Source organism: Intrasporangium sp., from assembly GCF_039812505.1.
In the GTDB taxonomy this organism is placed as follows: domain Bacteria; phylum Actinomycetota; class Actinomycetes; order Actinomycetales; family Dermatophilaceae; genus Intrasporangium_A.
In genome coordinates, this window is record NZ_JBDIAQ010000004.1 from 61,855 (window position 1) to 74,864 (window position 13,010).

Here is a 13,010-nt window from a genome sequence, read left to right on the forward strand (position 1 = left end):
GACGGCGGCCCGCGCCCGTCGCGCGTGGCGATGGTCAACCCTAGCCGACCTGCCGACCCGGCCATCCACGACACGGTATGCCGCCCACTCGGCCGGCCCCGCGGCATACCCACCGGCGTGGTGCGGGTGGCCGTGGTGCCCACCGTCGCCGGTGCCCGGTGCCTCAGGCCGGGGTCTCGACCTCCGCGAGGATGTCGGTGCGCACCTCCGGGAAGTGGCACGCCTGCAGGTGTACGCCCCGCTCCCGGCCGCCGGTGGGCCGCTGGTCGCTGGTCGACTGGACCAGCGGCGGCTCCTGGGTCGCGCAGATCTCCTGGGCCTTCCAGCACCGGGTCCGGAAGCGGCACCCGCTCGGCGGGTCGATGGGGCTCGGCACGTCGCCGACCAGGCGGATCCGCTCCTTGGGGGCCATCCCGCGGGCGACGTTGATGTCGGGCGCCGCCGAGAGCAGCGCCTGCGTGTAGGGGTGCTCGGCGCGTTCGTAGATCGCGCGCCGGTCGCCGTACTCGACGATCTTGCCGAGGTACATGACCGCGACCTGGTCGCAGAAGTGCCGTACGACGCCCAGGTCGTGGGCCACGAAGATGAACGCGAGGCCGAGCTCGTCACGCAGCTTGGCCAGCAGGTTCATCACCTGGGCCTGGATCGACACGTCGAGCGCGGAGACCGGCTCGTCGGCGATGATCAGCTTCGGCTCGACCGCCAGGGCCCGGGCGATGCCGATGCGCTGCCGCTGCCCGCCGGAGAACTCCGACGGGTAGCGGTTGATGTGCTCCGGGTTGAGGCCGACCAGCTCGAGCAGCTCGCGGACCCGCTGCTTCTCGCGACCCTGGTGCAGGCCGTGCACCTTCAGCGGCGTGGTCAGGATCGAGCCGATCGTGTGCCTGGGGTTCAGCGACGAGTAGGGGTCCTGGAAGATCATCTGGATGTCGCGGCGGATCTCGCGCAGCTGCGACTCCTTCAGGAAGGTGATGTCCCGGCCCTCGAACACGATCCGGCCCGAGGTGGGGGTGTCCAGGCGGGTCACCAGCCGCGAGGTCGTCGACTTGCCGCAGCCGGACTCGCCGACCAGCCCGAGGGTCTGGCCCTGTGAGACGCTGAAGCTCACCCCGTCGACGGCGCGGACGCTGGCCTTGACCATGCGCAGACCCTGCACCTCGCGGAACGGGAAGTGGCGCACCAGGTCGGTCACCTCGAGCAGCATCGGGTCAGCCATGGTGGTGGGCCTCCTCGTCGGCGTGCAGGACTCCTACCGGGTCCTCCAGGTGGCACCGGATGACCCGGTTGGTCAGCCCCGGCGCGTCGCGCCACTCGGGCACCTCCGTCCAGCACCGCTCACCGACCAGCTCCTTGAACGTGCACCGGGGGTGGAAGGAGCAGCCGGGGGGCAGGGCGAGCAGGCTGGGCGGGGCGCCCTGGATCGCCTTGAGCTCGGACTGCTCCTCGGTGGGCGAGGGCAGCGACTGGAGCAGGCCGTAGGTGTAGGGGTGCGACGGCTGGGCCAGGACCTCCTTGGCGGCGCCCTTCTCGACGGCCCGTCCGGCGTACATCACGACGATGTCGTCGGCGGTCTCGGCGACGACGGCCAGGTCGTGGGTGATCAGGATGACCCCCGAGCCGAACTCCTTGCGCAGGTCGTTGATCAGGTCGAGGATCTGGGCCTGGACCGTGACGTCGAGCGCGGTCGTCGGCTCGTCGGCGATCAGCAGCTTCGGGTTGTTGACCAGGCCGAGGGCGATCATCGCCCGCTGGCGCATCCCGCCGGAGAACTCGTGCGGGTACTGCTTGGCCCGCCGCTGCGGGTTGGGGATGCCGACCCGGTCGAGCATCTCGACCGCCCGCGCCCGGGCGACCGACTTGGCGACCTTGTGGTGGGTGCGGTAGGCCTCGGCGATCTGGTCGCCGATCTTGTAGAACGGGTGCAGCGAGCTCTGCGGGTCCTGGAAGACCATCGCGACCTGCTGGCTGCGGATCCGCTGGAAGGTCGACTGGGGGGCGCCGACGAGCTCCTCGCCGTCGAGCTTGATGCTGCCGGTGATGCGGGTGCGCTTCATGTTGTGCAGCCCGAGCACGGCCATGCTCGACACGGACTTGCCGGAGCCGGACTCGCCGACGATGGCCAGGGTGCGCCCGAGCCGGGCCTGGTAGCTCAGGTTCGACACGGCCCGCACCACCCCCTCCTCGGTCGGGAAGGCCACGGTCAGGTCCTTGATGTCCAGCACGACGTCGCCGGCGTGGTGCGCCTCCCCCGCGGCGTCGGGCAGCTGGTCGGCGATGGCGGCGCTCACGAGAGCCTCACTCGGGGGTCGACGAAGGAGTAGGCGATGTCGACGATGAGGTTCATCGTCACGACGATGGCGGCGGTCAGCAGGACCGTGCCGAGGATGATCGGCAGGTCGTCGCGCCCGAGGGCGTCGATGGAGAGCTTGCCGATGCCGTCGATCTCGAAGATCTTCTCGGTGACCAGCGTGCCGGACAGCAGCGCCGCGATGTCGAGGCCGAGGATCGTCACGATCGGGCTGAGCGCGGCGCGCAGCGCGTGCTTGCCGACCACCTTGCGTTCGCTGATCCCCTTGGAGCGGGCGGTGCGCACGTAGTCCATCGAGAGACTGTCGAGCATCGAGTTGCGCGTGTACCTCGTGTACCCGGTGGCGCTGACCAGGCCGAGGATCAGCCAGGGCGCGATGAGGCCCGGTAGGAAGGCGATCACCCCGTTGGACATCGAGCCGGCCTGCGGGAAGATCGGGTAGAACCGGGTGGCGTAGAGGGCGAAGATCAGCGCCATGACGTAGTAGGGGATGGCGCCGAAGACCTGCGAGCCGCCGATGAGGATGCGGTCCATGGCGGTGCCGCGGACCGTCGCGGCGAGCACCCCGATGGTGACGCCGACGACGGTCATGACCACGACGACCCCGGCGGTCAGCAGCACCGTCGCCGGGAAGCGGGTGAAGATCTCCTCGGACACCGGTCGGTTGGTCAGGAACGACATGCCCAGGCACGGCGCGCTGCAGTGGATCGTGTCGCCCGCGAAGGGGATCTCCCGCCCGAGGAACAGGCCCTTGAAGTACTCGGCGAACTGCACGGCCAGCGGCCGGTCCAGCCCGAGGCTCTCGCGGATCTGGGCGAGCCGGGCGGGCGTGCACTTCGTATCGGGGCACATCGCCTGGGCCGGGTCGGCCGGGCCGGCGAAGAAGAGCAGGAACGCGGCGACGAGAGTCGCCAGCAGGACGGTGAACGCAAGCCCGAGACGCCGCAGGAGGTACGTCAGCACGAGGGGGCCTTCCGGTGGTCGTGGCGGGTGGGACACGAAGGGGCCGTGCTCCACTCGGTCGGGCCGGCCGCCGCAAGGCGGGGGCCGGCCCCTTTCCGATGGGTTACTGGTCGATCCACATCTGCGTCATGACCGGCATGCCGTGGTTCGGGTCGTTGAGGACGTTCTTGACCTTGGTGCCGAAGACGTAGTTGCCCTTGTCGTACTGGTACGGGATCGCCGGCAGGTAGTTCTCGAACAGCCACTTGTCGAACTTGCCCCACTCCGGAGCGGCCTGTTCGACCGGCAGCTTCTGGATCCGGGCGACCTCCGCGTCGACCTTCGCGTCCTGCAGGTTGCCCCAGTTGGTGCTGCCGGAGGCCATCGACACCGAGGTGACCATGGGCGGGAAGATCGAGTCCGCGGCGGGCCAGTCGAAGCACCAGCCGGTGGGCGACTGCAGGAAGTTCTGCTCGCTCTTCGGGTCGGCGTAGAGCTTGCGCCGGTCCTTGCCGGGCACGCCCATGTCCTTGATCTTGAAACCGGCCTCCTCGAGCTTCTGCTTGCGCACCTGGTTGACCTTCTGCGCGCTCATGTCGTCGTTCGTGTAGTAGTAGATGAGCTGGAACTCCTTGCCCGGCCCGAAGCCCGCGTCGGCGAGCATCTGCTTGGCCTTGGCCGGGTCGCCGTCGCCGGTGCCGTCGAACCCGTCGATGCCCTTGTAGTCGAGCCAGCCCGGGATCTGCGGTGGGATGAACGTCGTACCGGGCGTGAACGAGTGCGTCGTCTGGCCGCCGGCCTTGCGGATGCCGTCGAACGGGTAGGCCACGGCGATCGCCTTCCGGACCTCCATCGGGATCTTGGAGGTGACCATGTTGACGGCGTAGACGCACGAGGACGGTCCCTCGACGAACTGGTCCTTCTTCGGGCCCTCGATCTGGTCGATCAGCGAGGAGTCGATCGGGTCCCAGTTCATCGACGTCGCGTCGACCCCGTTGCTGGCCAGGATGGCCTGCTGGACCTTGACGGCGTCGACGCCGAACTTGAAGTCGTAGCCGTCGAGGTAGTTGTTGCGCGCCGGGTCGGTGTTCGGGTCCCACTGGTCGTTGCGCACCAGGGTCAGCTCCGAGCCCGGCGTGTACTTGTCGAACTTGTACGGCCCGGTCGCGAGCGGGTGCAGCGTGTAGTCCTTCTTGGTGTCCTTCGCCTCGGGGATCGGCGAGAACTGCGGGTAGGACGCGAAGAAGGAGAGCGACTCGAAGCGCTTCTCCAGGTGGATGACGACGGTCTTGTCGTCCGTCGCCTCCACGCCGTTCCAGTTCTTGTCCCCCTGGTAGGGGCCCTTGTAGTCCTTGCCGCCCTTGAAGAAGTCGCGCTGGTAGGTCGGGCCGTTGCTGGCGAGGTCGGGGTCGAAGGAGCGCTTGATGGCGAAGACGACGTCCTTGGCGGTGACCGGCGTGCCGTCCTCGTACTTGATGCCGTCCTTGAGGGTGAACGTCCAGGTCAGGCCGTCGTCGGAGACCTTGCCCAGGTCGGTGGCGAGGTCGGGCACCAGCACCGACCGGCCGTCGCGGAAGGAGTACGAGGTCAGCGTGCGGTGGGTCACGCCGAGGATCGCGATGGTGTCGGTGTAGTACTGGTCGCTCGGGTCGAAGTTGGCCGGGGTGGACTCATAGGGAACGGTGAGGATGCCGCCCTTCTTGGCACCGGAGACCTCCGGCGCCGGGCCCTTGGCGTCGGGCATCATGTTCGAGGTCGCCGCCTCGAGCTTGCCGCCGCCGGTCTCGCCGGGCTTGGTATCCGCCGAGGGGTTGGGCGCGCCGCAGGCCGCGACGAATCCGAGGGAGGCGGCGGCTCCCACGGTGAGGGCTTTGGTCCAGCGCATGTGTTGTGCTCCCTTTGTGCGTGTCCCGGGCCTTTGTGCCGGGAACGTCCGGTGGCCGATGGCGTGGTCGGTGCTATCGGCGGGTGGTCGGGTCGAAGGCGTCGCGGATCGAGTCGCCGAGCAGGCTCAGGGCGAGCACGAGCAGTGAGATGCCGATGACCGGGGGCCAGAGCCACAGCGGGTAGCTCTGGAAGGAGTTCTGGGCGTCCGCGATGGTGCGGCCCCAGGACGGGGTGGGCTCGACGAGCCCGGCCCCGAGGTAGGACAGGGTCGCCTCGGCGGTGATGTAGGCCGGCACCGCGATCGAGGCCGAGACGATGATCGGGCCGACCAGGTTGGGCAGGATCTCCTTGAACAGGATGCTGCGGGTCGGCACGCCGATGGCGCGGGCCGCCTGGACGAACTCGCGTTCGCGCAGGCTCACCACCTCGCCCCGGACCAGCCGGGCCAGCCCCATCCAGCCGAACAGGACGAGCAGCGCGATGATCAGCCAGAACCGGATGTCGGAGGTCTGCTGCGCGGTGAGGCTGCCCCGCGGGCCGAACCGCAGCTCGATGATCGGGGTCACGGCGATGACCATGAGCAGGAAGGGCAGGCTGAGGAAGAAGTCGACGATCCAGGAGATCGTCCGGTCGACCACCCCGCCGAGGTATCCCGCGAGCAGGCCCATGGTCACGCCGATGATCGTCGACAGGGCCGCGGCGACGAAGCCGATGATCAGGGAGGGGCGGGCCCCGTAGGTCCACCGGGCGAACAGGTCGCGCCCGATGCCCTTCTCGACGCCGAGCCAGTGGGCGGAGGTGATGCCCTGCTTGGGGAAGCCGTTCAGGTCGACGAGCTCGGTGTGGGTCGTGTTCGGGTCGGCCTTGACGTGGCTGATCGGGTCGACCGCCTGCAGGCTGGTCAGCAGCGGGGCGAAGATCGCGACGAGGATGAAGAAGAGCACGACCGCCGTGCAGACCACGGCGACCTTGTCCTTCTTCAGCCGCTCCCAGGCGATCTGTCCGGGGGACCGGCCGGCCCGCTGGTCGTCCTGCAGGTGGGCGGCCTCGGCGTCCTCCGCCTCGCGGGCCAGCTCCTCCGTCTCGGCGCCGCCACCTGGCACAGTGCTCACTGTGGTGTCTCCATCCTCGTGGGACCTGGCCTCACGAACCGGCGCTGGCGCACCGGTCCGAAGGGTCGGGCAGTGCGGCGACCCACCGCCACGCCACCCCCTTGGGACGAGGGTCACCCTGCCATACCGGTTCGGCGATGTCCAAGTACTGGGACGCTCTGGTTGACAAATCGTTACGGGGAGTCGGTTCGACGCGGGAGATCATCCGGCGTCGGGCCGGTCTGCGCGCCCGGACGCCGGGCGCCCGAGCCGGTCCTGCAGCCAGCCGAGCCGGCTGCGCAGCCGGCCCTCGAAACCGCGGTCGGTCGGGTGGTAGTACCGCACCCCGGCGAGGTCGTCGGGCAGGTACTGCTGCCGGGCCACGGCGTCCGGTTCGTCGTGCGCGTAGACGTAGCCGGCACCGTGGCCCAGCCGCTCGGCCCCCGCGTACCCGGTCCCGCGCAGGTGCGCCGGCACCGCCCCGCCTCGGCCCGCGCGCACGTCTGCGACGGCGGCGTCGAGGCCCGCGTAGGCGGCGTTGGACTTCGGCGCGAGGGCGTTGTGCACCACGGCCTGGGCGAGGATGATCCGCGCCTCCGGCATCCCGATCTGCGCCACCGCGTGCATCGCCGCCACGGCGGTCTGCAGCGCGGTCGGGTCGGCCATCCCGATGTCCTCGCTCGCGGCGATCACGACCCGGCGGGCGACGAAGCGGGGGTCCTCGCCCGCCTCGAGCATCCGGGCCAGGTAGTGCAGCGCCGCGTCGACGTCGCTGCCGCGCATCGACTTGACCAGAGCGCTGGCGACGTCGTAGTGCTGGTCGCCCGTGCGGTCGTAGCGCACCGCGGCGCGGGCGACGGCCTGCTCGACGTGGGCCAGCGTCACGAGGACCGGCGCGGTCGTGTGCCGCCCGACCGGCTGGGCGTCCTGGGCCACGCCTGCGGCAGCCTCCAACGAGGTCAGCGCCCGGCGGGCGTCGCCCCCGGCCAGCCGCACCAGGTGCTCGAGGGCGTCGTCGGCCAGCGAGTACTGCGCCGCCAGGCCCCGCTCGTCCGTGAGGGCCGAGCCGATGACCTCCCGGATGTCCTTGTCCGACAAGGGCGTCAGTGTTACGAGTACCGACCGGGACAGCAACGGAGCGATGATGCTGAACGAGGGGTTCTCGGTGGTCGCCGCGACCAGGATCACGGTGCGGTTCTCGACACCGGGCAGCAGGGCGTCCTGCTGCGCCTTGGTGAAGCGGTGGATCTCGTCGAGGAACAGCACGGTCTGCCGGCCGTACAGGTCCCGGTCGCGTACGGCGGCCTCCATGACGGCCCGGACGTCGCGGACCCCGGCGGTGACGGCCGACAGCTCGACGAACCGGCGCTCGGCCACGGTCGCCACCAGGTGCGCCAGCGTCGTCTTGCCGGTGCCGGGCGGACCCCAGATGACCGCCGAGAGCGGCCCGGCGGCGCCGCCGGAGCCCTCGACCAGCCGCCGGACCGGGCTGCCGGTGCGCAGCACCTCGGCCTGACCCCGGAACTCGTCGAGCGACCGGGGGCGCATCCGGGCGGCGAGCGGCGCGGCGGCCCGCTGAGCGGCATACCCCTGCCGTCCCGCCGCTGCCGCGGCACCGAACAGGTCGTCCGAGGTCACTGTGGAAGGCTATCCCCGTGCTCCAGCAGTCCTCCCCCGCGGACCGGGGCCGCACCGGGCCCCTGGCCTGGCTCGGCCGGCTCGTCGCGGCCCACCCGAAGACTTGGCTGCTGGCCTGGGTCGTGGTCACCGTGGCGTGCTTCGCGGTCGCGGTCGGGGGCGTGACCGGCCAGTCGCTGTTCAACCGGCTGCACACCGGTGACCCGTCGGTCGGCGGCGAGGCCCAGCAGGCGCGCACCCTCATCGAGCAGATCGAGCCGTCGCTGGACAACCTGACCCTCCAGGTGCGCGGGGCCGACCTGACCGACGCCGCCGCGGTGCGGCAGGCCGCGGCCGACACGCTGGCGCTCCGGGACATCGCCGGGGTGCACGAGGTCCGCTCGCCGCTGCTGTCCCCCAAGGGAGTCGCCGACCCGGCGGTGGCGCCGCTGCTGGCCCACGGCAGGCCCGGGTCCGGCGGGTTCGTCACCGTCGTCGACTTCGACGCCTCCCTTACCGCGGCGCAGCAGGACGCGGCCGCCGCGAAGGTCACGACCGCGCTGCTGCACATCCCCACCGCCTGGCCCGCTGCGACGGGCAGCGTCGGCGGTGTCGGCCCGGTGGTCGACGCGATCACCGCGACGATCGAGCGGGACCTGTTGCGCGGCGAGGGGATCGCGCTGCCGCTCACCTTCGTCGTCATGTTCTTCGTCTTCGGCGGCTTCATCGCCGCGGGCATGCCGGTCGTCGGCGCCATCGCCGCGATCGGTGGTGCCCTGCTGTCGCTGTTCGTCTTCTCGCACACCATCGAGCTCGACGCGACAGTCGTCAACATCGTCACCCTGCTCGGCTTCGGCCTGTCCATCGACTACGGCCTGCTCACGGTGAGCCGTTTCCGCGAGGAGCTGGCCCGGGCCCGCGGCGAGCGGAGGGGGCTGACCCGGGAGCACATCGCGGTCGCGACCGAGCGGACCGTGGCCACCGCCGGGCGCACCGTCCTGTTCTCCGGCCTCACCGTGGCCATCGCGCTGTCCGGCCTGCTGGTCTTCGAGGCCGAGATCATGAAGGCCATCGGCCTGGCCGGGGTGTCCGTGGTGCTCGTCGCGCTCGTCGTGGCGATCACCCTCGTCCCGGCCCTGGCGGTGCTGGGCGCGCGTCCGCTGGCCCGCCGGGCACGAGTGGCCACCACCGACGAGGGGGCCTTCTCGAGCCTGGCGCGGGGGGTGCAGCGGCGGCCCGTCGCCGTCATCGTCGGGGTGACCGTCGTGCTGGTCGTCCTGGCCCTGCCGGTCTTCTCGGTCCGGCTGACCTCCTCGGGCACCGAGCTGCTGCCGAAGTCGGCGCCCCAGCGCGTCTTCTTCGACGAGCTCGCCCGCGACTACCCGGCCCTCAGCGCGCCCGAGGTGACCGTCGTGGCCACCTCCTCGGACACCGCCGCGGTGACGGCGTGGGCCGCGCCGCTCAAGTCGCAGCCGGGGGTCACCGCGGTGTCCGTGCGGCCGCTCGGCGCCGACCACCAGCTCGTCTCCGTGCGGGTGGCCGGGCCACCGACCTCCGACGACGCGCAGGCGCTGGTGACCCACGTCCGGGACGGCCCGGCGCCCTTCCCGATCCTGACGACCGGGCAGGCCGCCAGCCAGATGGACTTCCTCGCGTCGATGGGCCGGGGGGCACCGTACGCCGTGCTCCTCGTGGTCGTGGGCACCTTCATCCTGCTGTTCCTGATGACCGGCTCGGTCGTCATCCCGCTCAAGGCGCTGGTGCTGAACGTCCTGTCCCTGGGCGCCGCGCTGGGGGTCGTCGTGTGGATCTTCGAGGACGGCCACCTGCAGGGCCTGCTGGCCTTCTCGTCCGTCGACGCGGTCGAGTCGATGGTGCCCTTCCTCGTGCTCGCGTTCGGCTTCGGCCTGTCGATGGACTACGAGGTGTTCCTGCTGTCCCGGATCACCGAGTTCCACAACCACGGCCACGACAACGACCGCTCCGTCTCGCTCGGCCTGCAGCGCACCGGGCGGATCATCACCTCGGCGGCGCTGCTGATCATCATCGTCTTCGCCGGCTTCATCGCCGGCGACATCCTGATCATCAAGGAGGTCGGGGTCGCCCTCGTCGCAGCGGTGCTCATCGACGCGACCCTGGTGCGGATGCTGCTCGTCCCCGCGACGATGACGGTGCTGGGCCGGTGGAACTGGTGGGCCCCGCGCTGGATGCGCCGGCTGCACGAGCGGTTCGGGATCACCGAGTGAGCCCGGCCACCCGGTGGCTGTTCACCGGGTGGCCGGTAGCGGGTGGTCGGTGGCTGGTGACCGGTGGCGGGGCGTCAGCAGGCGCGGTGATCCCTCGTGAAGTACCCGTTGACCGCGGTGACCGTACGGTCGTAGCAGCGATGCGGTCCGGCCTCGACGCGCGTGACGTGCTTGGTCGTGTTCGCCGTCGCGTGCCGCTGGTCACGCGGGACGCCGTACAGCCAGCTGGCCGTACCGGTGAACCGGTCGGACGACCTCCCGACGGACGGCTCGGCGCGCCAGTCGGTCGACGTGCCGCTCGAGGTGTACCCGATGTCGAGCGTCGTGGTGATCCGCTGTGCGCCGGGCACGTCCGTTTCGGCGACGTCGATGAAGCCGCGCTTCGCGTAGCCGAGCCGTCGGGTCGCCAGGGCGGGCTTGTCGTTGCCGCCGATCCGGCCGGTCGAGGCGGTGTCGGTCCAGGTGGCGTCGAGGGCGTCGCGGGTCTCCCCCGCCGTCCACGTGTGCTCGCTGCGGTTCTCGAGGGTGCGGCGGACCGTCGTCACCACGTGCCCGCCGGACGTCTCGAGCCACCCGGTCGCGCTGAAGGCGCGCCGGCCCGTGAGCTCGACCCGGCCGGGCCCGTCGTCCTGCCCGCTGACGGTGGCGTCGACGGCCGGCGCGGGCGCGCTCGACCGGAGCAGCCCGCCGCGCACGACGTCGCGTCCCCTGTCGGTCCACACCTGGAACCGGGGCGACAGCGTCCAGGAGCTCTGCTCGGCGGCCAGCCCCGCGACGTGGATCCGGACCTCGTGTGGCCGGCCGTCGTTGAGCAGGCCCGCGAAGGGCGTCAGGTCGTAGCGCAGGGCCGGGATGTCGAAGGCCTTCGGGGACGGGCTCGCGGCCCACAGGTAGGGGTTGGACCAACCGCCGGTGTAGACCACGGGGTAGGGCAGGGCGACCCCGGCGACCCGTCCGTCGAGCAGCACGTCGACCTCCCGGTAGGGCAGCCCGTCGGGGCAGGAGTACCCGGTGTCGGCGGGGGCGCTGGTGTCCCAGAACTCCTCGCACCCGCCCCCGGAGCCGGTCGCGTAGACCTCGGCGAGCAGACGGTCCGTGTTGCGCGGGACGGTGAGGGACCCGACGAGATCGCCGCCCTCGCGGTAGGTCGACTCGAGCGGCTGTACCCGGTCGGCGGTGACGGCAGGGCCCTGACCGGCTCCCGTCCGGTAGAAGTCGAGCGTCACGGTCACGTCGAACACCCCCGTGTAGGTGTCGTCGACCGTGTTGCCGATGTAGGCGGTCACGTCACCGGGCGACCGGAACAGCGGCGCGAGATCGGTGACGTCGCGCTCGACGTGCCAGCTGATCCCGTCGGTGCTCGGCTCCGGGGTCGACAGGGTCATGACCCGCACGCCCGAGACGTCGACCCAGCCGAGCCGGTCGTACTGGCGGCCCGCGACCGAGCCGTCCAGTCGCAGCACGACCTTGGACCACGGGCCGGCACACCCTGCGGGTGGCGTGTAGGGGGTGTGCTGGACGCTCCAGTCGCGGAACTCGTGGTCGACGATCGTCACGCTGCACCTGCTTGTGGGCGGGGTCGGCACCGGCGGCTCGGCCGTCATCGGGTCGTCCCAGTCGGCGCCGAACTCGGCGGGCGGGTCCGACGTGAGGGCGCTCGCCGGCACGCTGCCGGCCAGGGCCAGGGCCGCCCCCACGGTGAGGGCGGCCAGTCTGCGTCGCGTGGTGGTTCGCATGGGGCAACGTACTGCCGGGTTGGTAAGGCCGGGGTAAAGCGGGCGTCTGGGTTTGCCCTCGGGGGTGCGGTGGCGCCCGCGCGCTGGTCAGTCGGGCGTCATACGGCGGCCGGCCGCCCCACCGCCGGCTTCGCGTCGACGCCGGCCTCCTTGCGCTGCTGGGCGGTGATCGGGGCAGGTGCGGCGGTCAGCGGGTCGTAGCCGCCGCCGGACTTCGGGAAGGCGATGACGTCGCGGATCGAGTCGGTGCCGGCCAGCAGCGCGACGATCCGGTCCCAGCCGAAGGCGATGCCGCCGTGCGGCGGGGCGCCGTACTGGAAGGCCTCGAGCAGGAACCCGAACTTCTCCTGCGCCTCCTCGGGAGTGATCCCCATCACCGCGAAGACGCGCTCCTGCACATCGCGACGGTGGATACGGATCGAGCCCCCGCCGATCTCGTTGCCGTTGCAGACCATGTCGTAGGCATAGGCCAGAGCCTCGTCGGGCCGCTCGTCGAAGGTGTCCTCGAACTCCTTCTTCGGCGAGGTGAAGGCGTGGTGCACTGCCGTCCAGGCGCTGTGCCCGAGGGCGACGTCGCCGGATGCGGTCGCCTCGGCGGAGGGCTCGAACAGCGGCGCGTCGAGCACCCAGAGGAAGCTCCACGCGTCCTCGTCGACGAGCCCGCAGCGGTGGCCGATCTCGAGCCGGGCGGCGCCGAGCAGCGCGCGGGACTCCTTGGCCCCGCCCGCCGCGAAGAAGATGCAGTCGCCCGGCTCGGCCCCCACGTGGCCGGCCAGCCCGGACCGCTCGGCGTCGCTGAGGTTCTTGGCGACCGGACCGGACAGCTCGACGGACCCGTCGGCCGCGGGCTGCCCGACCAGGACGTAGGCCAGCCCCTTGGCGCCGCGCTGCCTGGCCCAGTCCTGCCAGGCGTCGAGCTGCCGGCGTGGCTGGGCGGCCCCGCCCGGCATGACGACGGCGCCGACGTACGGGGCCTGGAAGACGCGGAAGGTCGTGTCCGCGAAGTAGTCGGTGCACTCCACGAGCTCATGCCCGAAGCGCAGGTCCGGCTTGTCGGTGCCGTAGCGCGCCATCGCCTCGGCGTACGTCATCCGCAGGAACGGCGTGTGCAGGTCGGCGCCGACGAGCTTCCAGATCTCGGTGACGATGGCCTCTCCGAGCTCGATGATGTCGTCCTGCTCGA

9 protein-coding genes are annotated in these 13,010 nt (G+C 71.2%); 1 reads left to right on the forward strand and 8 read right to left on the reverse strand.

All coding sequences use genetic code 11. From position 1 onward, the window contains the following. Nucleotides 1-163: 163 nt before the first annotated feature. The 6 genes from WMI84_RS01460 to WMI84_RS01485 form a co-directional block, all read right to left on the reverse strand. Nucleotides 164-1,216 (reverse strand): dipeptide ABC transporter ATP-binding protein, encoded by a 1,053-nt coding sequence (locus tag WMI84_RS01460; protein ID WP_347350216.1) that lies wholly within the window; start codon nt 1,214-1,216, stop codon nt 164-166. Next, nucleotides 1,209-2,288 (reverse strand): ABC transporter ATP-binding protein, encoded by a 1,080-nt coding sequence (locus WMI84_RS01465; protein WP_347350217.1) that lies wholly within the window; start codon nt 2,286-2,288, stop codon nt 1,209-1,211. Before WMI84_RS01465 ends, WMI84_RS01460 begins: the two co-directional genes overlap by 8 nt. Further along, nucleotides 2,285-3,271, reverse strand: a complete 987-nt coding sequence (locus tag WMI84_RS01470) for an ABC transporter permease (RefSeq protein WP_347350218.1) — start codon at nt 3,269-3,271, stop codon at nt 2,285-2,287. Before WMI84_RS01470 ends, WMI84_RS01465 begins: the two co-directional genes overlap by 4 nt. Before the next feature lie 103 nt (nt 3,272-3,374). Further along, the gene (locus WMI84_RS01475; RefSeq protein ID WP_347350219.1) at nt 3,375-5,135 is read right to left on the reverse strand and encodes an ABC transporter substrate-binding protein; all 1,761 of its coding nucleotides are present in this window, start codon (nt 5,133-5,135) and stop codon (nt 3,375-3,377) included. A gap of 73 nt (nt 5,136-5,208) precedes the next feature. Further along, a complete protein-coding gene (locus WMI84_RS01480) occupies nt 5,209-6,249 on the reverse strand; it encodes an ABC transporter permease (RefSeq protein WP_347350220.1) in 1,041 nt (346 codons plus the stop codon). A 201-nt stretch (nt 6,250-6,450) separates the two neighbouring features. Next, nucleotides 6,451-7,851: a replication-associated recombination protein A gene (locus tag WMI84_RS01485; protein ID WP_347350225.1), complete on the reverse strand. Its 1,401-nt coding sequence runs from the start codon at nt 7,849-7,851 to the stop codon at nt 6,451-6,453. A 32-nt stretch (nt 7,852-7,883) separates the two neighbouring features. On the opposite strand from WMI84_RS01485, the gene WMI84_RS01490 reads away from it, so the two are divergent. After that, nucleotides 7,884-10,091, forward strand: a complete 2,208-nt coding sequence (locus tag WMI84_RS01490; RefSeq protein ID WP_347350221.1) for an MMPL family transporter — start codon at nt 7,884-7,886, stop codon at nt 10,089-10,091. Between the two features lie 74 nt (nt 10,092-10,165). On the opposite strand, the gene WMI84_RS01495 is transcribed toward WMI84_RS01490, so the two are convergent. Both WMI84_RS01495 and WMI84_RS01500 read right to left on the reverse strand, forming a co-directional pair. Further along, the gene (locus WMI84_RS01495; protein WP_347350222.1) at nt 10,166-11,827 is read right to left on the reverse strand and encodes a peptide-N4-asparagine amidase; all 1,662 of its coding nucleotides are present in this window, start codon (nt 11,825-11,827) and stop codon (nt 10,166-10,168) included. Nucleotides 11,828-11,925: 98 nt separating this feature from the next. Further along, a partial coding sequence (locus WMI84_RS01500) for an amino acid--tRNA ligase-related protein (protein ID WP_347350223.1) occupies nt 11,926-13,010 on the reverse strand: 1,085 nt, incomplete at its 5' end.